Source organism: Flavobacterium album, assembly GCF_003096035.1.
In the GTDB taxonomy this organism is placed as follows: domain Bacteria; phylum Bacteroidota; class Bacteroidia; order Flavobacteriales; family Flavobacteriaceae; genus Flavobacterium; species Flavobacterium album.
Genome location: NZ_CP029186.1, coordinates 1,852,776 through 1,871,784, shown reverse-complemented (window position 1 = coordinate 1,871,784; position 19,009 = coordinate 1,852,776). Strand labels below are relative to the sequence as shown.

Below are 19,009 nucleotides of genomic sequence, written 5' to 3'. Positions count from 1 at the left end.
ATTACATAGTTAGGACAAATAACCCTCGCTTTCCTCACATTCCCTATAAAAGTAACTCTTTTATTTAAAGATATTTACAACTATAAATAAAGCGCTTTTTTCATCTAATGTGATCTTTACAAAGTGCTTGTGTAAAGTTTACGTTAGTTAATTTTTAACTACCTTTCTCTATGAAATTATAATCCTTTTATTGAGTTCTCAAATGGCACCCTGTGGAGGATGCTTCGCCCAAGCGTAACCTCATCGGCAAACTCAAGCTCATCGCCCACCCCGATGCCCCTTGCAATAGCAGAAGTTACTACATCATAATCCTTTATCTGCCTGTAAATGTAAAAGTTGGTAGTATCGCCTTCCATAGTTGAGCTTAGGGCAAATATAAGTTCTTTCACCCCCCCGACCTTACTTTTTCAACCAGTGTTGTTATGTTCAGCTGGCTTGGGCCGATTCCGTCGATCGGGGATATTTTGCCACCCAAGACATGGTAATTTCCTTTAAAAAGGCCAGTATTTTCTATCGCCATTACATCGCGTACATCTTCTACCACGCAAATTATCGACTTATCCCTCAAAGCATTGGAACATATCCCGCAAACTTCAATATCTGATATGTTATGGCATTTGCTGCAAAACTGTATTTCCTCCCTCATTTTGCGCAGCGCCGATGCCAGTTCCTGCGTTTGCTCTTCCGGCTGCTTCAGCAGGTGAAGCGCCAGGCGAAGCGCCGTACGCTTGCCTATACCGGGCAATTGTGAAATTTCGGCGACCGCCCTTTCCAGTAATTTCGAAGACATTTCCATAATGCCGCAAAGGTAGTAAACGATGCCCAATTTACAGTAGAAGGGCACAAATTAACAAGGCAGTAGCTTTTTGCGATAATTTTTAGTTGCTTTGTATATCAAAACATACGCTATGCAGCCGCTAACCATACTTTCTATCATCATTGTTTATTTTGGCATACTTATCCTCATATCGCGGATGGTCAGCAAAAAAGACAGCAGTAATGATACATTCTTTAAGGCCAACAAAAACTCAAAGTGGTACCTGGTTGCCTTTGGAATGATAGGCACGGCGCTCTCAGGTGTAACGTTTATATCGGTGCCGGGAGAAGTGGGCGCACCCAGCGGTGCACAGTTCAAGTATTTCCAGTTTATACTGGGCAATGCCATTGGTTTTATCATAATCGCCAAAGTTTTATTGCCTTTGTATTACCGGCTTAACCTTACCTCGATATACAGCTATATAGAAGGCAGGCTGGGCTATTACAGCTACAAGACATCGGCCATGATATTTCTTATCAGCAGGACTATTGGGTCGGCATTCCGGCTGTATCTGGTAGTGTTGGTGCTTCAGCGCTATGTGTTCGATGCCTTTGGCGTGCCATTCTGGGCTACAGTGCTTATTTCGCTGCTGCTCATTTTTGCCTACACCTACAAGGGAGGGTTGAAAACCATCATCATCACCGACACCTTACAGACGTTATTTCTCGTATCATCGGTATTCTTTACCATCTATTTTATTTGCGACAGCCTCCACCTGAGCCTTCCGGAAGCTTTTGAAACCATAAAGAACAGCAATTATTCCAAAATATTTTTCTTTGAAGATTTTATAGGGAATAAATTCCATTTTGTGAAGCAGATATTTGGCGGGATCTTCGTGACTATTGCCATGGTGGGGCTGGACCAGGACCTGATGCAGAAAAACCTGAGCTGCAAAAACATCGGCGAAGCACAAAAGAACATGTTTACCTTTACAGGTATCTTTGTGGTTATCAACCTGTTTTTTTTAGGGGTGGGCGCGCTCCTGTATATTTATGCTAACAATAACGGCATCGCTATCCCAATGAAAAACGGCAACCCAAGCACCGACCTGCTCTTCCCGGAAATTGCTTTTAACCATCTCGCGATAGTGCCATCGGTAATCTTTTTACTGGGGCTTACAGCGGCTACCTTTGCAACGACCGACTCAGCGTTAACAGCACTCACAACTTCTTTTTGTGTAGACTTTTTAGGAATGGATAAAGAGAAGAACCTAGCAAAAACCAATAATGTGAAGACACGCCACTTTGTCCATATCTCCTTTTCATTATTGATGTTCTTGGTGATTATCGTCTTCAATGTGCTGAATGACGATTCGGTAGTAAGCATGATCTTCAGGATTGCGGGATATACCTATGGGCCGCTGCTTGGACTGTATTCTTTCGGTCTCTTCCTAAAAAATTATAGCGTGAGGGACAGGCTAGTGCCTTTCGCCTGCCTGGTATCGCCCCTGATCACTTTTGTATTGCAGACCTATTCGAAAGAACTGTTTGCCGGATATGTGTTCGACAATGAACTTATCATTGTGAACGGCCTTATTACCTTCCTGCTGTTACTGGGCATCAGCCGGAAGGAAGCTAATATTGATGTATCGAGAGCATAACCAGCGTACAGGCCACTTCGATATCAATGCCGTTCTGTTTTAACAGCGAATAAAGTTCCGGGTTTTCGGTACCGGGATTGAATATCACACGCTTTGGCTCCAGGCCAACAATATAATCGTAATACTGCTTTTGGTTCATTGGGTTAAGGTATAGCGTAACCGTATCCACATCTTCAAACGGCACCTGGGCTTTTTCTATTTTAAGTCCGTCAAGGTCATCTTCTTTTTTACCCACTGCCACCACCGGATGGCCGTAGCGCTGCAGCATTTTTATAGCTTTGTAGGAATACCGGCCTGGGTCTGTAGAGGCGCCCATTACTAGTGTCTTCTTTGGTTCCATAATTCTTGTTTTACTCAAATTTACTGAAAGCCTGCGGGATATTGACGAATTTTAGAGTAACTATAACATGAAAAGGCCGGTGCTTTGTCCTCTCCCCCCGACCCCTCTCCCAAGGAGAGGGGAGCGAGATGTGCCGACAGTTCGTTCTTACTCTTATACATTTTAGCAGAAACAAAAAAAGCCTTCCTTCCGGAAAGCTTTCAATATGATGCGATTAAAAAACTACTCTGCGTTGGCCACAATCTTTTGGGCACTGCGGTACAGGTAGGTTCCGTAAATGTGCCTGCGGGCAAAACGTGCCGGTGATTCGGCGTTTACCATTTTAACGTAAACGTTACGCGGTACACCAAAATATTCGTAGCTGCTGCCATCAAGGAAGTTGATGTACAGTGCCTGCTTCTCGAAATAAAACTCTGTTATAGGTGATACCGATGTGGTTTTGGTATATTCTTCTTTATTTTTTTCCGAAGTTTCCGGGGCAATGCTTACCAAAAAGTGGTAGGCTTCAATGATAGCCTTGCTTTTTTCTTCAGCGGCATGCCTTTCCTCATCGGTAGTGCACGTATCAGGATGGCAGTCTTTCATGCTGTTCCTGTAAATGGTTTTCAGTTCTTTAAGGGTAGCCGTTTTGGTCACGTCGAGTAATTTCCTGTACTCAACAATTTTGTTCATATTCATAAATTCCTCTGTAATTGCGTTTTAGTAAGCGGGTGCAAAAGTAGGGAAATTATGTGAAGGAGCAACAGGAGGTTGAAAAATAATGGGTTAAGTATTCGAATTTCCGTTTTATATTAATTCGTAATTTTAAAAAATGATAAGAATATATTTAGATTGGAATGTAATGAGTCGGATTAATCATCATCAAGAATTTGCAAACTTGAAGAAAATCCTTTTGGAAAATAAATCAAAATACATTTTCCCGTATTCTGTAGCTCATATTGCAGATATTTATCGTAGTTACAAAAAAAAAAGGTTGGGATGGGATTGAGGGACATTTAAATACTATCAGCGAAATAACACAAGATTTGTTTATTAAACAATATACAAATGGAAAATTAAATTTCGAAATATGTAAACCCCACGATATTTTACGCTGGTATATTAATCATCAGGAACTACTGAATCCTACTAGTTTTCAAGAAATCATATCCAGGGATGTAGAGTCTATAGATTTAATGATGACAAATAACTTTAAAAACATCACTTCACAATTTGTCGGTCGCTTATTTAGCAAAGAAGACATGGTGCCAACCAATGTAATACTAAAAAATGTCTACGATTTATATGAAAGTGTAATTAACGATAAGTATTATGGAGACCTTAGAATTGAATTCCAGAAAAATATTAACATCAGCCCGGGTAAACTAAACGATAAAAGATTTGATACATGGGAATATATTAATAACAATTTACATTCTGCGGGCTTAGATGGATTCGATGAGTTTGGTGTAAAAATTATGGAAACACTAAATGCTATCAAAGATGATTCAATCAATTATATTTCAATTCACTATCTTTTATTGGATGTGATTGGCTACTCTCAAGATAATCTTACAAAGAAAGATAGTACCACGATGGCCAACACGATACACGACTCTTGGCACGCTGGCTTTGCGACAACATGCGATTTTTTCATTTTGAATGATAATTTTGCATTTGCAAAAACCGAGTTGCTCTATAAGGCTATGGACATAACTACGGAAATTAGAAAACCGCAAGATATTGTAAAACATGATTATTTAGATGGCGGGGAATGTAATAACGCAGAAGAATTATTGGAATTATTATTTGGAATTTTTAATAAGGGAATTTTTAAAGAGCATGATAACTATAAATCTTACTCATTGAACTTTCATATCTTTGGATACTTTAATGAAATTCTGAATTTTAAAAATTCAGAATTATTATTATTCAAACGTGTTCTGTTAAATAAAATTGGTTTATTAAAACAGGAATATGAAGCATTAATCATCTCTATCAATTATCTCTTAGGAAATGAAAGTTATATTCAAAATGAAACAAAAGAAAATTCTTTTTATAGAGCATGGTTTTTAGATCCTTATTTATTCACTTTAGACTTTCATGAAGATAGACCTGTAATGAAAATTAGAATGGTAGCTAAAACAAAAGAAAACTAACTGGCGAATATTTTTATATGGCATATATATGCAAACAAAAAACCCTCTCATTTCTGAAAGGGTTTACTTAGTAGCGGGAACAGGACTCGAACCTGTGACCTTCGGGTTATGAGCCCGACGAGCTGCCTACTGCTCTATCCCGCGATGTTTCGAGTGCAAATATACAACGGTTATTTGAAATAGCAAGTTAAAATGCATAAAAATCTTTTATTTCTACTATTCCGCTGATATGCCTACCTTTGCGGCATAATTAATTTGTTATGTCACACAAAGCCGGTTTCGTAAATATAATAGGCAACCCCAACGTAGGGAAATCAACCCTCATGAATGCGTTCGTAGGCGAGCGCCTCTCCATTATCACCTCAAAAGCACAAACTACACGCCACCGCATATTGGGTATCGTGAACGGCGATGACTTCCAGGTGGTATTGTCTGATACGCCCGGGATCATCAAGCCTGCGTATGAGCTTCAATCCAATATGATGGACTTTGTGAAATCAGCTTTCGAGGATGCCGACATCCTTATCTATATGGTAGAGATCGGCGAGAAAGAACTGAAAGACGAAGCTTTTTTCAATAAGATTATCCATGCTAAGATACCGGTGCTGCTGCTATTGAACAAGATAGACAAGTCATCACAGGAACAGTTAGAAGAGCAGGTACAGCTTTGGACGGAGAAAGTACCGAACGCGGAGATATACCCTATCTCGGCCTTGCAGAACTTCAACGTAAAGGAAGTGTTCAACCGCATCATTGAACTGATGCCGGAGTCGCCCCCTTATTACCCGAAAGACGCGCTTACCGACAAGCCGGAACGTTTCTTTGTAAATGAAACTATCCGTGAGAAGATCCTTTTGCATTATGAAAAGGAAATTCCGTATGCTGTTGAGATCGAGACTGAAGAATTCATAGAAACCGACAATATCATCCGCATCCGTGCAGTGATCATGGTAGAACGCGATACCCAGAAAGGTATTATCATCGGCCATAAAGGTGAAGCCATCAAGCGTGTAGGCATGGAAGCCCGCGCCGACCTGGAGAAATTCTTCGGTAAGCAGATACATATCGAAATGTTCGTTAAGGTCAATAAAGACTGGAGGAGCAATAGTTACCAATTGAGGAGATTTGGGTATAACCAGAAGTAGTTTTTTAGTCCGAAGTCGGAAGTCCGATGCTACAAACCGGATGCAATCAGCCCTCAGAAACTAAGTTACTTAGGAACTTAGCAACTTTATCCATACTTTTGCAAAAAATTTAAAATAACGAATGAATAATATCGTAGCCATAGTAGGAAGGCCGAATGTGGGCAAGTCCACTTTTTTTAACAGGCTGATACAGCGCAGGGAAGCTATCGTCGATTCGGTGAGCGGGGTAACCCGTGACCGTAATTACGGCAAGAGCGAATGGAACGGAAAAGAATTTTCGGTGATCGATACCGGTGGCTACATTAAAGGATCTGACGATGTTTTTGAGGCTGAGATACGCCGCCAGGTAGAATTGGCGATCGACGAAGCCGATGTAATTATATTTGTAGTGGATGTCGAGGAAGGCATTACGCCAATGGATGACGAAGTCGCAAAATTGCTTCGTAAAGTAACTAAACCAGTACTTCTTGCTGTAAACAAGGTAGATAATTCCATGCGCGAAAAAGACGCTGTGGAGTTCTATAACCTTGGCCTTGGCGAATATTATACGATTGCAGGAATGAATGGCTCGGGCACGGGAGAACTGCTTGATGCGCTTGTGGAATTGCTTCCCGAAGCCGTTGCACCGGACGAGAATGCTGTTGCTTTGCCGCGATTTGCCGTAGTAGGCCGCCCGAATGCCGGTAAATCATCTTTCATTAACGCACTTATCGGTGAAGACCGTTTTGTGGTTACCGACATTGCAGGAACTACCCGCGATGCTATTGATACTACCTACAACCGTTTCGGTTTTGAATTTAACCTTGTTGATACTGCGGGTATCCGCCGTAAGGCAAAGGTGAAAGAAGACCTGGAATTCTATTCGGTAATGCGTTCGGTACGTGCCATTGAGCACAGCGATATATGTATCCTTGTTATTGATGCTACGCGTGGTTTTGAAGGCCAGGACCAGAGCATCTTCTGGCTTGCCGAAAAGAACCGTAAAGGCGTTGTGATATTAGTCAACAAATGGGACCTTGTAGAAAAGGATACCATGACTACCCGCGATTACGAGCGCAAAATTCGCGAAGAGCTGCAGCCGTTTACCGATGTGCCTATCCTTTTCGTATCGGCGCTGACCAAGCAGCGTTTGCTAAAAGCCCTGGAAACCGCCGTTGATGTTTTCGAAAACAGGAAACAGCGCATCGCGACCTCAAAGCTGAACGAGACCATGTTGCCTATTATAGAGAACAATCCGCCACCGGCACTGAAAGGCAAGTATGTAAAGATAAAGTTCTGCATGCAGCTGCCTACGCCTACGCCGCAGTTCGTGTTCTTCTGCAACCTGCCACAGTATGTGAAGGATCCGTACAAGCGTTTCCTTGAGAACAAGATGCGCGAGATATATAATTTTGAGGGTGTGCCGATCGATATTTATTTCAGGCAGAAGTAATTTTCAGAGCATTAAACCTTTCGATTAAAATAACGTCTAAACAGTATCACACTCTATCAGGTGTGATATTTTTTTTAAGCGGCACTTATACAATAACCCTATAATCGCATACCAGCAATGCGCATACTACTATATTTATTATTATTTTGCAGTATAGCGGGATACAGCCAAAGTGTCACGCTTAAAGGGGTGGTTACCGATAATACGGATTTCCCATTAGAGTCGGCAACGATCTATCTTATACGTGCGAAAGACTCTACAGTTGTGGATTATACCATTTCCGGTAAAAGCGGTAGCTGGGAGCTTAAGGTGCCCCGGATCAACGCTCCGGCTACCCTAAAGATTTCATATATTGGCTTAGCTAATTATAAAGAAGAACTAACTTCCGTAGAAAAAGACCGCGATTTTGGCACCCTGAAACTGCAAGATAAGGCTACCGAACTTAACGAAGTAGTGATAGAAAGCGAGATACCGCCGATACGAATCAAGAAAGACACCCTGGAGTTTAACGCATCTTCGTTTAAAGTACGCCCTGATGCTAATGTGGAAACTCTGTTGAAACAGCTTCCCGGGGTCGTTATCACGCCTGACGGAAAAATAACAATAAACGGCAAGGAAGTAAATCAGCTATTAGTTAACGGCAAGCCTTTTTTTGATGCTGATGGCCAGATAGCCCTGAAAAACCTGCCTGCCGACATGATCGATAAAGTGCAGGTATCCGATACTAAAACAAAAAAAGAGGAACTGGCAAAGCAGATGGCCAGCGGCGATAATTCGAGTATTAACCTAACGATAAAGAAGGACCGGAATAAAGGACTCTTTGGGCGGGTCACAGGCGGCTACGGGAGCAGTGGGCGGTATGAAGCCAGCGGACTGGTCAACTATTTTAAGGACAAACAGAAAATAAGCGTGCTGGCATCGTCGAATAATATCAACTCTTCCGGGTTTACAAACGACGAAGTTTTCGGCAGTATTGGCAGGGGCTCGGGCGCACAGGCATTGAGGGGCAGCAGCAATTCGCCCGGCATCACACGGAGCAGTACCGCGGGGGCCAACTATAATGACGAATGGTTCAAGGGCTTTGATGCCAGCGCCAGCTATAATTATAACGAGGCCTCCACCAACAACAGGCGGCGTTATGAAGCTATAAATTACCTGCCTGAAGGCGAGGACGCCGATAACCCGGGGACAATCATTGATAAAAGCTATACTACCCGATCGGAGTCAAGATCGGACAGCGACACCTATTCGCACAGTTTTAATAGTGAGTTCAATTTCAAGATCGATACCACTTCTACCATCAACTACAGGCCAAGTTTTAAGCTTTCGGGATCAAATAGCAGTACATCGTCCAGCAGCGCTTCGCAAAGGCTGGCCGACTCGAGGCTGTTGAATGAAAGTACATCGGATTCGCAATCAGACAGCGATACGAGGGCAGTGACAAATTACCTTTTTTATTTTAAGAACTTTGCCCGTAAAGGAAGGGGGCTAAGCGTTACCCTTTCGGCAAACGATAATGAGACCGACCGGCAAAACCTCAACCGGTCCAATACTATAAAATATAAATATCCGGGAGGGGTCACGGAAACAACAACCGATAACCGTAACCAGGTATTGAACAATGAAGGCACGACAAACAGCTATGGTGCCGGTGTAGACTATTTTGAGCCTATTACTGATTCGCTCCGTCTTGATGTTGGCGCTAACTACTCATTAGCCAAAAACACAAGCAGCAGGAACAGCTATGATTACGACCCTGTTTCTGACACCTATTCTCTTTTTAACGACGCGCTTTCCAACTATCTGGCTTCCCAAACCGGATCGATATCTCCTACAGCAGGCCTGTCGCTTGAAAAGAGCAAGCTGAGAATAAGTGGCGAAGTGGGTGCGCAGTTTTCTTCGTTTAAAAACAACGCCACTTACATGGGCGAGAAATATGCATTGGATAAAAACTATGTCCTCCCTCTGGGAAGTATCCGGGCTAACTACCGTTTCAGCAAATCCAAATCGTTGTACGGGAATTACCGCTATGCCGTCAGCTTCCCCGATGCTGATGAATTGCTGCCGGTAGAAGACCTCAGCAACCCGCTCAACACCTATATAGGAAATCCGGACCTCGATGTTACCGAATCGCATACCTTCAGGGCAGGCTTCCGTAATTTTGACAATGCCACCCGCACGGGGTTTAATATTTCGGCCAATGCAGTATTTTACAATAATCAGGTAACGCAATTCACTACAACCGACGAAAGCGCCAAAAGGTCTACGACCTACCGGAATATTTCGGGCGTTATGAACAGTACGCTATCGCTTAACTGGAACAGATCCTTTAAGAAAGAGGCACACGAATGGCTGCTGAATACCGGGGTCTCGGTAAATTACAGTACCGATAAAGGATTCCTCAACAGTGAGCTCTACAATTCCAGATCGGTTGGGCTCACGCCAAATTTCAATGTTACTTACCGCTACGGCGAGTTGTTGACCATAAGCCCTTCGTACAGCTTTAACTATAATGAATACAATTATACCAATTACAGCGTAAGCTCTGCGTCGAGCTTTGTGCATAATGCGGGACTCGAAGCCACAAGCTACTGGCCGAATCATACCGTTATAGGGGCCGACCTTGGGTACACTTTCAATTCCAATATCCCGGACGGCTTTAAAAAGGATTTTTACCTGCTCAATACCAGTGTTGGGTATAATTTCCTTAAGGACCAGCTCCTGTTTAAAGTAAAAGTATATGACCTTCTCAACCAGAACACAGGCGTGAAAAGGACGGTACAGGCAACATCGGTAACCAACGAGGAAAATATTGTATTGAAGCGTTATGTAATGTTTTCACTGACTTACAAGCTCAATAAATTTGGAGGTTCAGCACCTACCGACAATCGCCGTGGCGGGTTCCGCGGCAGCAGGCCGCCAGGCGGTGGCGGACGTATGTAAAAGCACAAAGGCGCAACAAATACTGCTGCGCCTTTGTAATAAAACTTAGCAGTATATGTTATTCGGGTGATTCAATAGCTGCCTCTGAAGCCAGCTTACTTTTGATCCGTTTCCCGGCATTATTTTCGCTAAGCGATGCCGACCGCTTGAAAGAAAGCGGCGAAAGCGGGTAAACCGGGGTAACATCAAACCAAATTACTTTCGGGATGTAGGGCATCAGCCAGAAAATCTCGCCAAAACGCGGAGCATCAGACTGGAACACATCGATATAATAATCATCGGTAGCAAAACATTGCAGGAATACAAAGAATGCCTCCGCGTATGGAGAAGTATTCGCTATGTCGAAATGGGTGTGGTCAAAAGCCAGTGCATAATGTGTTTTGGAACTAAAATCGTACAATAACTGCCCAAACCAGCCGTCTTTATAGGTTTGCGTAACCTCATATATCGCATTCCTGATCTCCTGCAGCTTTGCATTGCCCAGGCGTACCAATTCTTCTTCGGAATTGGAAGCCGCCAGCCCTTCTTTAAGGGCTTTGATATCCACTACACTTGCCGCGATGCTGCCCAAAAAGTCAACCAGCATCTTCGAAGTGGCATCATCAAGGTAGGCTAACGAAAGTGAAATGTTACTTTTCGTTAATGTTTTTCGAAGAGCATCCACGTCGGTTTCTGAATACATCGCCTTTCCAAAATCGAAAATTGTTGCGCCGACGCCCAGCCTTGCCCGGATAAATTTCAGGTAACGTTGTTCTGCCTTTTTCAGGCTGGCTTCGTTTGCCCTCAGCATGTCATAGGCTTCTTCGACTTTCTGTATGGCATGCGATTCCAGCAGCCTGCATATTTCTACAAAACCGTTGTCAACCTCTTTATTCCTGTTTAGGAAAGCTTGGGTATCATTCCCGGACATACTGCCCTTGATATTATGCTCTTCTCCTATTGGCGTACCGGAAATGTCCAGACTATCGAGGTTTGGCATCTTCAATTCGGGGATAGTTGTTATCGGGTTATGATCGAAAAAGAGGCCATAAAGCTTTTGCAGTGCATTGAATGATTCGGGTATTTGGGTAAAATCACACTTGTCAATATAGAGATATCGCAAAAGGCTGCCCGGTAGATTTGGAAAATCGCTGATGCGGTTATTGCTGAGCACTAAAAAAGTAAGCCTTGGAAAATGCACTAAAAATGAAATATCGGTGATTTTGTTACCCCCCAAACGCAATGTATCAATCGTACTGTCTTTTACCAGTTCAATCTTTTCAATTCGGTTATCGCCTACATTCAATCGTTCGGCAGTCTCAAAAACCCAGTCAGGAATTACTTTGATCCTGTTGCCAGAAAAAGCAAGGCGCTTTGCATTAACGTCCCTTACTGCATCGGGAATTTGCTCCAGCCCACATTCCCTGATCTCGAATTCGTAGGCGGAAATTGGGTAAATAATATCCCCTTCAGGGCATTTCACAAATGAAAGCGAGCGAAAATTCGTGTGCTTTACCCAAATCGGAATAGGGTCATTCCACAAGCTGAGATAGTCTACCATCAAATGGTTTAGTATTTCAATACTGTTGGCATTGGGCTCCCACTTTTTTGCCCTTACTTTTTTGGTGGCGAGATTTTTCGGTATTTTCAAAATATCGGCCAGGGCTTTTCCTCCGGTGTATTTTAAAATATCGGCGTAATATTCCAGTACTTCTGTTTTTAAAGAGTCATTGGATTCAATCGCCGGAAGGGCTTTTTTCATTGCTTTTTCGTCCCCGGAACGAAAAATGCTTTTTACTTCTTCAAGAGTCATAAATGGTTTGGTTTTTTGGTTGATTAGAGAGGAAACACCAAAGCGCATCCGGTGTATACCATCCGGAACAAAAATATATAATTGTACGTAAGATATCCAAACTCTTTTCTATGGCTATTAAAAAAATCGTATTATCCTTCAATGTCATAATAAAATTATTATTTTGCTGTTTCTATCAGGATAACCTTACCAACCAACTTTACATGCACAAATTATTTACCCTCATTTTGTTTTTCGCCTGCACAACATTAAGTTTCAGCCAAAACATCACTTTAAAAGGAAAAATCACCGACAATGAAGATTTCCCCCTTGAATCGGCAACCATTTACATTACTTCGGTTAAAGATTCTTCCGTAATTGATTACACTATCTCAGGAAAAAGCGGTACCTGGGAACTGAAGACCCGCAAAATTTCACAGCCCGTTTACCTAAAGATTGCTTATGTGGGGCTGGCAGATCACAAGCAGCAGCTCGACAACATTTCAGAAGACCGTGATTTCGGCACCATCAGGCTCGCTGACAGGTCGACCGAACTTAATGAAGTAGTGATCGAGGGCGAGATCCCTCCTATCCGTATAAAATCGGATACGCTCGAATTCAACGCCTCATCATTCAAAGTACGACCCGATGCCAATGTAGAAGCCTTATTGAAGCAGCTTCCCGGCGTTGACATTGATGAACAGGGCAAGATAACCGTGAACGGCAAGGAAGTGAACCAGATATTGGTGAACGGCAAACCTTTTTTTGATAAAGACGGAAAGATCGCCCTGCAAAACCTGCCTGCGGATATCATTAACAAAGTGCAGGTTACCGACACTAAGACCAAACAGGAAGAGCTTTCGGGACAGAAGGCCAGCGGCGATAATGCCAGCATCAACCTTACCATAGATGAGGACAAGAACAAGGGCCTCTTTGGGAAGATCATGGGCGGCTATGGCAGCAGCGGGCGGTATGAAAGCAGCATACTTGGCAATTACTTCAAAGGCGCCCGAAAAATAAGTATACTTGGTTCTTCAAACAATATCAACTCGACCGGCTTCTCCATGAATGAGATCTTCGACAATATGGGTGGCGGCAGGAATATGTCGGTCTGGATGAACGACGATGGCGGATTCGGGATCAACGGAATGCAGTTCGGCGGCGGAAAAGGCATTACCCGATCGAATATCCTGGGGCTGAACTATGCCGACGAATGGACAAAAGGATTTGACGGCAACGCCAGCTATTTTTACACAGGCGCCGATTCTGAAAACAAGAACCGGACAAGGCAGACCAACTTCCTGCCTGAAACCTTAGATACCGAAACCGGCGAAATGACCGACCCAAGCTACAGGATAGAATCGAATTCGCGCACCAACAGCAGCCAGTATGCCCATAATTTCAATACGGAGTTCAATGTAAAGATCGACTCGACGGCAACTATTTATTTTGCCCCGAAGTTTGTATCTTCAAACGCAAAGGTGAAGACAAATTCCAGCCAGGAAACACGAAGGGTAACAGACGAAAGGCTGCTGAACGACAGCAATGCGTTTACTTCCAACGAATACGACAAAAAAGGCTTCGAAAGCTATTTTGTATTTAATAAAGCCTTCAACAGTAAAAAAGGACGCGGGCTGAATGTTGTGCTCCAGAACGATAACGATACGAATGACGGTACAGAGCTGAACCAGTCGCAAACCAATAAATATTCGTATACCGGAGGCGTGCAGGGCGTAACCACTGACGACCGGAACCAGGTGCGGTACAACCGGCAGGTTAACGACAATTATACCGCAGGAATTGAATATCTTGAACCCATAACCGACTCGATGCAGGTAAAGGTGGCCGTAAACTATGAACGGAAAAACGCACTGCAGGATCGTGACGGCTTTAACTTCAGCGATCTCACGAATGGCTATACCGATCGTAATGATGCGCTTTCGAATTACCTTACCTCAAAAACAAACTCAATACGCCCTACAGCAGGCTTCAGCATCAGCAAAGATAAATTATGGTTTAATGTGGAAGGCGGCCCGCGTATTGCCGATTTCAAAAACCATTCTGATTACATGGGACAGGCGTACAACATCAATAAAAATTACATCCTGCCTTATGCCGACCTGCAATTGAGCTACAGGATGTCCAAATCAAGGTCATTGTGGATGGGGTACAGCTATGATGTCAATTTCCCGCAGCCCAACCAGGTACTGCCGGTGGAAGATATCAGCAACCCGCTATATACCACTATTGGTAACCCGGACCTTAATCCGCAGAGGTACCATAACCTTAACCTGAGCTATCGGGATTTTGATTATGCAACACGCTCCGGCTACAGCCTTTGGATGGGCGGGAACTATAATGAAACCGAGATAATAGGTTATACCCTAATTGACGAAAGTGCCAAAAGCACTACGAAATACCGGAACATTTCGGGAACATATTACAGCTGGTTCGGGGGTAACTGGAGCAAGTCAATTAAGAAAGAAGGCCAAACGTACAGGTTCAGCTTCGGGCTAAATGGTAACTATTCTGTTAGCAAGGGTTTCCTGAATGCAGAAATGTATGATTCAAGAAAGCTATCCCTTACGCCAAGAGCTAACTTTACTTATGAGTATGGGGAGCTGCTAACCATAAACCCATCGTACAGCCTTACCTACAACCAAACGGATTATTCCAACTACCCGGTAAGCCAGGCTTCGAATGTGGTACATAAGTTCAACCTGCAAACGACCAGTTACTGGCCGAAACATGTGGTATTTGGCAATGACTTTGGTTATACCTACAACTCCCAGATCGCTGACGGCTTCAAGAAAGATTTCTTTTTATGGAACAGCAGCCTGGGATATAATTTCCTGAAAGATAATTTATTGTTTAAGGTAAAAGTATATGACCTTCTTAACCAGAACCTTGGGACATCGCGTACTATCAATGCGACCAGCATACGTGATGAGCAGAACATCGTGTTGAAACGTTATGTAATGTTCTCACTTACCTTGAAGCTTGATAAATTCGGCACTAAGAAAAAAGACGATAATGGTTCGCCATTTTGGTGGTTTTAAAAAAATAGCGGCTGCAAATGCAGCCGCTATTTTTTTATCGTAATTCCGGATGGCACGGCTACCATTTTCCTCCTGCTCCGCCGCCACTGAAGCCGCCACCGCCAAATCCACCCCTGAAGCCGCTACGGGGCTTACCTGAACTTTTGCCTGAAGCGCTGTACATGGCAACTGCGGTAGCGATTGCCCAGAACCCTCCGAGTGCGTGGTAAATAAAACAAAAGAAAAATATAAGTGCTTCAAGGATAAAAAAGCCCCACCACGGACGCTCATTTTCCTCCGTCTTATCAGCCATATATTTTCCTTCCAACATCCGGAATATCGCATCTGTGCCTTTATCAAGGGCCTTGTAATCTTTTCCAACCTTAAACTCAGGGATCATTACAGTACGTATCATCTGCCCTAACTGTCCAGCGGTGAGCCTGTCGTCTACACCATAACCGGGTGCTATCCATACCTCATGGTCGTCTTTTGCCATGAGTATCAGCACACCATTGTCTTTATCTACCTGGCCAATTCCCCACTGGTGCGCCCATTTGGGTGTCAGTTCGCCAATGCTTTCACCTTTGAGCGATTTAATAGTTATTACGATAATTTGGGTAGAAGTTGAGTCCGCATAATTCAGCAGTTTTTCTTCAAGCTGCTTTTTTCGGTTTCAGATAAAACTTTACCGTAATCATACACGCTGGTTTGTATCTCCGGTTTTGGCGGAATCTTAAAGTACGGTGAAAAAGGGATAGTATCCTGTTGTGCCGAAAGCGAAATAGCAGCTGCTCCCATTTGAGAAAAAAACATTGCCAGCCAGAACAGCAATGGAATATATTTGTATAGTTTCTTCATCATTAACATTTTAATTACCACTTCCCTCCTGCTCCGCCGCCGCTGAAGCCGCCGCCGCCGAAACCGCCACGAAAGCCGGAACGGGAACTGCTGCCGGAAGAAGTCGAGCTGCGTGATGGCGTATAGGTACTACGGCTTGGCGTATAGGAACTGCTGCCAAAACTACTATAGCTAATAGCTGCGTTGGCAGCAGCATAGGCCTTTTTGTTACGCGTAAGCCATAAGTACAAAAAAATCCCGCCAGCTGCTAAAAGTAAATAAAGTATCACTTGTATAGTCTTCCATCCCTTTCCAACTTCCCCATTCTCATTGGGGTTGGGTTGGGCTTTATACTTACCGGTTAACATCCTGAATATAGCATCAGTACCTTTGTCGAGGCCCGAGTAATAATTACCCGATTTAAATTCAGGAATAATTATATCACGTATCATCTGTCCTAATTGGCCTGCGGTAAGCCTGTCATCTACGCCATAGCCCGGGGATATCCATATTTCGTGTTCGGCTTCTGCCAAAAGGATAAGCACACCGTTATCTTTATCGGCCTGCCCAATACCCCATTGGTGTGCCCATCGGGGTGTAAGCTCACCAATGTTTTCACCTTTAAGCGATTCAATGGTTATTATTACAATCTGGGTAGATGTCGAATCGGAATAAGTAAGAAGCTTTTCTTCAAGCGATTTTTTTTCCGCTTCTTTAAAGATGTTTGCATAGTCATACACACTGGTTTGCACTCCTGGTTTTGGGGGAATCTTAAACGTCGGCGAAAAAGGGATGGTCTCCTGTTGCGCCGAAAGCGTAAAAGCAGCTGCTGCCATTTGGGGAAACAACATTGCCAACAAGAACAGCAACGGAATACATTTGTATAGTTTCTTCATCATTAACATTAAATTACCACTTCCCCCCTGCACCGCCGCCACTGAAACCGCCGCCGCCGAAACCGCCACGGAACCCCCCGGATCTGCTGGAAGAAGAATGCCGCGATTTGCCCGAACTACTATAAGTACTATCGGATTGAGGCAATTTTGTAACCAGCCATGCAAAAAACATTATCAGTGTCCCTACTATAAAAGATAATAAAAGAAACCTTAATATAAATCCCCATACCGTATAACCCTGATCTTCTTTTTCAGCTTTATATTTCCCCCTCAACATCAGGAATATGGCATCGGTACCCTTGTTGAGGCCGGAGTAATAATTACCCGATTTAAATTCGGGAATAATTACATCACGTATCATTTGGCCTAACTGGCCAGCGGTAAGCCTGTCATCTACGCCATAGCCCGGGGATATCCATATTTCGTGTTCGGCTTCTGCCAAAAGGATAAGCACACCGTTATCTTTATCGGCCTGCCCAATACCCCATTGGTGTGCCCATCGGGGTGTAAGCTCACCGATGTTTTCGCCTTGAAGCGATTCAATGGTTATTATTACAATCTGGGTAGATGTCGAATCGGAATATTGTAGCAGCTTATTTTCAAGTGCCCGCCTTTCGTTGCTGTTTAAGATTTTAGCATAATCGTATACGCTTGTTTGCAAATCGGGTTTTTCCGGTACATGAAACTGGGCCTTCGTTACCAGAGGAAGTAATAGGGTTATAATTAAAAGCGCTATTGTACAGGACCTCTTCATTAGCAGCACCATGTATTCCCGCAACCTTGGATTTACAATCTTTACCATAAGCGCTACCAGCTACCAGCTTCCTCCGGCACCGCCGCCGCTAAAGCCGCCACCGCCGAAACCGCCTCCAAAGCCGCCACCGGAACTTCCTCCCCAGCCGCCGCTGCTCCTTCCGCCGCCAAGGCCCCGGCCCAGGCTGCTCAGTACAAGGATATCGCCAAGGGTGCTGCCGGTAAAGCCCCGCCCTCCGCGGCCACCGCCACCGCCTCTTTTTCCGATAATGGCGATTATGATAATAAAAATTATAACGATGAAGATAAAGCCTCCCGGCCCGTCGTCATCCGACTGTTTGCCATCACTGCCTTTTCTTTCGCCTTTGTATTTGCCCCTCAGCATATCGAATATCGCATCGGTGCCTTTATCAAGGCCATTGTAGTAGCTTCCAGCCTTGAACTCCGGTATGATCACGTCGCGTATCATCTGCCCCAACTCGCCTGCAGTAAGCCTGTCATCAACGCCATAGCCCGGCGATATCCATATTTTATGTTCGGCAGCAGCCAAAAGAATAAGCACACCATTGTCTTTGTCGGCCTGGCCTATGCCCCACTGGTGTGCCCATTTTGGGGTAAGCTCGCCGATACTTTCGCCTTTGAGCGTCTCAATGGTAATGATGACTATCTGTGTGGAAGTAGAATCCGAATAGCGCACCAGCTTTTCCTCAAGCGCTTTTTTTTCGTCATCGCCTAAGATCTTGGCATAGTCATATACGCTGGTCTGGAACGACGGCTTTTCGGGAATGTCGAATTGTGCCAAAGCTGCTATGGGGAACAGCAGAGTTGCAAACAGCAGTATGCCGTATAGGTAATTTTTTCTCATCCTTTCGAAATGGTATCGGGAAGTTCGTTAGTATCGCCATCTGCAAAAGGGAAATAAGTTTTAAGGCGTTCGCCTGCGCGGAGTATGCCTTCAACAAGCCCCTGGCTGAACCTTTTTTCCTTAAAATGCCCTATCACTATATCCTTGGTGCAGTCCCAAAAATCGCTTTCTACTACTTTGTCGATACCTTCGTCGCCAACAATAGCAAACGACTGGTCTTTAACGCCGACATAGAACAACACGCCGTTGCGTGCTTCGGTAGCATGCATGCCCAATTGCTGAAAAACCTCCTGTGCCCTTTCGAGCGGAGGTTTTCCTGCATTTTTTTCTATATGTACCCGTATCTCGCCGGAGGTGTTTTTCTCTGCCTGCCCGATGGCGGTGATGATAGCTTCCTCGTCGGCCGGGGTAAAGAAATCTTTTGCTTTAGCCAT

Annotated in this window: 15 protein-coding genes, 1 tRNA gene and 1 pseudogene; 6 read left to right on the top strand and 11 right to left on the bottom strand. The window is 43.9% G+C overall.

Translation table 11 applies throughout. The annotated features are described in order from the left end of the window. Window positions 1-176 precede the first annotated feature (176 nt). Window positions 177-796: pseudogene (gene recR, locus HYN59_RS08245) on the bottom strand (recombination mediator RecR). A 112-nt stretch (window positions 797-908) separates the two neighbouring features. On the opposite strand from recR, the gene HYN59_RS08240 reads away from it, so the two are divergent. Then, window positions 909-2,417: a sodium:solute symporter gene (locus HYN59_RS08240; protein ID WP_108779678.1), complete on the top strand. Its 1,509-nt coding sequence runs from the start codon at window positions 909-911 to the stop codon at window positions 2,415-2,417. Here the strand turns inward: HYN59_RS08240 and HYN59_RS08235 are convergent. After that, the gene (locus HYN59_RS08235; protein ID WP_108777815.1) at window positions 2,392-2,757 is read right to left on the bottom strand and encodes a CoA-binding protein; all 366 of its coding nucleotides are present in this window, start codon (window positions 2,755-2,757) and stop codon (window positions 2,392-2,394) included. The genes HYN59_RS08240 and HYN59_RS08235 overlap by 26 nt on opposite strands. A 222-nt stretch (window positions 2,758-2,979) precedes the next feature. Then, the gene (locus HYN59_RS08230; RefSeq protein ID WP_108779677.1) at window positions 2,980-3,429 is read right to left on the bottom strand and encodes a KTSC domain-containing protein; all 450 of its coding nucleotides are present in this window, start codon (window positions 3,427-3,429) and stop codon (window positions 2,980-2,982) included. A gap of 266 nt (window positions 3,430-3,695) precedes the next feature. On the opposite strand from HYN59_RS08230, the gene HYN59_RS08225 reads away from it, so the two are divergent. Then, window positions 3,696-4,895 (top strand): hypothetical protein, encoded by a 1,200-nt coding sequence (locus tag HYN59_RS08225; RefSeq protein ID WP_108777814.1) that lies wholly within the window; start codon window positions 3,696-3,698, stop codon window positions 4,893-4,895. Between the two features lie 71 nt (window positions 4,896-4,966). On the opposite strand, the gene HYN59_RS08220 is transcribed toward HYN59_RS08225, so the two are convergent. Continuing rightward, window positions 4,967-5,039, bottom strand: a tRNA-Met gene (locus HYN59_RS08220). A gap of 116 nt (window positions 5,040-5,155) precedes the next feature. Here HYN59_RS08220 and era point away from each other — a divergent pair. The 3 genes from era (at window position 5,156) to HYN59_RS08205 (ending at window position 10,415) form a co-directional block, all read left to right on the top strand. Then, window positions 5,156-6,040, top strand: coding sequence for a GTPase Era (gene era / locus HYN59_RS08215; RefSeq protein ID WP_108777813.1), 885 nt, complete (start codon window positions 5,156-5,158; stop codon window positions 6,038-6,040). 121 nt (window positions 6,041-6,161) lie between these two features. Continuing rightward, window positions 6,162-7,472 (top strand): ribosome biogenesis GTPase Der, encoded by a 1,311-nt coding sequence (gene der, locus HYN59_RS08210; RefSeq protein ID WP_108777812.1) that lies wholly within the window; start codon window positions 6,162-6,164, stop codon window positions 7,470-7,472. Between the two features lie 117 nt (window positions 7,473-7,589). Then, window positions 7,590-10,415 carry an outer membrane beta-barrel protein gene (locus HYN59_RS08205; protein ID WP_108777811.1) on the top strand — a complete coding sequence of 942 codons (2,826 nt, stop codon included), beginning with the start codon at window positions 7,590-7,592 and terminating at the stop codon, window positions 10,413-10,415. Window positions 10,416-10,473: 58 nt separating this feature from the next. Here HYN59_RS08205 and HYN59_RS08200 read toward each other — a convergent pair whose 3' ends face one another. Then, the gene (locus tag HYN59_RS08200; RefSeq protein ID WP_181369534.1) at window positions 10,474-12,207 is read right to left on the bottom strand and encodes a leucine-rich repeat domain-containing protein; all 1,734 of its coding nucleotides are present in this window, start codon (window positions 12,205-12,207) and stop codon (window positions 10,474-10,476) included. Between the two features lie 110 nt (window positions 12,208-12,317). On the opposite strand from HYN59_RS08200, the gene HYN59_RS08195 reads away from it, so the two are divergent. Further along, a complete protein-coding gene (locus tag HYN59_RS08195) occupies window positions 12,318-15,245 on the top strand; it encodes an outer membrane beta-barrel protein (RefSeq protein WP_245895695.1) in 2,928 nt (975 codons plus the stop codon). 58 nt (window positions 15,246-15,303) lie between these two features. On the opposite strand, the gene HYN59_RS08190 is transcribed toward HYN59_RS08195, so the two are convergent. The 6 genes from HYN59_RS08190 to HYN59_RS08170 form a co-directional block, all read right to left on the bottom strand. Further along, entirely contained in the window at window positions 15,304-15,834 is a 531-nt protein-coding gene (locus tag HYN59_RS08190; RefSeq protein ID WP_245895713.1) for a TPM domain-containing protein, read from the bottom strand. Between the two features lie 29 nt (window positions 15,835-15,863). After that, the gene (locus HYN59_RS18255) at window positions 15,864-16,085 is read right to left on the bottom strand and encodes a hypothetical protein (RefSeq protein ID WP_245895693.1); all 222 of its coding nucleotides are present in this window, start codon (window positions 16,083-16,085) and stop codon (window positions 15,864-15,866) included. 11 nt (window positions 16,086-16,096) lie between these two features. Beyond that, window positions 16,097-16,897 (bottom strand): TPM domain-containing protein, encoded by an 801-nt coding sequence (locus HYN59_RS08185; RefSeq protein WP_108777809.1) that lies wholly within the window; start codon window positions 16,895-16,897, stop codon window positions 16,097-16,099. A gap of 73 nt (window positions 16,898-16,970) precedes the next feature. Continuing rightward, complete coding sequence (locus tag HYN59_RS08180; RefSeq protein ID WP_108779675.1) at window positions 16,971-17,711, bottom strand: TPM domain-containing protein; 741 nt, start codon at window positions 17,709-17,711, stop codon at window positions 16,971-16,973. Window positions 17,712-17,771: 60 nt separating this feature from the next. Next, window positions 17,772-18,575, bottom strand: coding sequence for a TPM domain-containing protein (locus HYN59_RS08175; protein ID WP_108777808.1), 804 nt, complete (start codon window positions 18,573-18,575; stop codon window positions 17,772-17,774). Beyond that, the gene (locus HYN59_RS08170; RefSeq protein WP_108777807.1) at window positions 18,572-19,009 is read right to left on the bottom strand and encodes a TPM domain-containing protein; all 438 of its coding nucleotides are present in this window, start codon (window positions 19,007-19,009) and stop codon (window positions 18,572-18,574) included. Before HYN59_RS08170 ends, HYN59_RS08175 begins: the two co-directional genes overlap by 4 nt.

Coding starts and splice junctions, on each gene's coding strand:
- HYN59_RS08240 (WP_108779678.1), top strand. CDS start 909: ATGCAGCCGCTAACCATACTTTCTATCATCATTGTTTATTTTGGCATA.
- HYN59_RS08235 (WP_108777815.1), bottom strand. CDS start 2,757: ATGGAACCAAAGAAGACACTAGTAATGGGCGCCTCTACAGACCCAGGC.
- HYN59_RS08230 (WP_108779677.1), bottom strand. CDS start 3,429: ATGAACAAAATTGTTGAGTACAGGAAATTACTCGACGTGACCAAAACG.
- era (WP_108777813.1), top strand. CDS start 5,156: ATGTCACACAAAGCCGGTTTCGTAAATATAATAGGCAACCCCAACGTA.
- der (WP_108777812.1), top strand. CDS start 6,162: ATGAATAATATCGTAGCCATAGTAGGAAGGCCGAATGTGGGCAAGTCC.
- HYN59_RS08205 (WP_108777811.1), top strand. CDS start 7,590: ATGCGCATACTACTATATTTATTATTATTTTGCAGTATAGCGGGATAC.
- HYN59_RS08200 (WP_181369534.1), bottom strand. CDS start 12,207: ATGACTCTTGAAGAAGTAAAAAGCATTTTTCGTTCCGGGGACGAAAAA.
- HYN59_RS08195 (WP_245895695.1), top strand. CDS start 12,318: ATGGCTATTAAAAAAATCGTATTATCCTTCAATGTCATAATAAAATTA.
- HYN59_RS18255 (WP_245895693.1), bottom strand. CDS start 16,085: ATGATGAAGAAACTATACAAATATATTCCATTGCTGTTCTGGCTGGCA.
- HYN59_RS08185 (WP_108777809.1), bottom strand. CDS start 16,897: ATGGCAGCAGCTGCTTTTACGCTTTCGGCGCAACAGGAGACCATCCCT.
- HYN59_RS08180 (WP_108779675.1), bottom strand. CDS start 17,711: ATGAAGAGGTCCTGTACAATAGCGCTTTTAATTATAACCCTATTACTT.
- HYN59_RS08175 (WP_108777808.1), bottom strand. CDS start 18,575: ATGAGAAAAAATTACCTATACGGCATACTGCTGTTTGCAACTCTGCTG.
- HYN59_RS08170 (WP_108777807.1), bottom strand. CDS start 19,009: ATGGCTAAAGCAAAAGATTTCTTTACCCCGGCCGACGAGGAAGCTATC.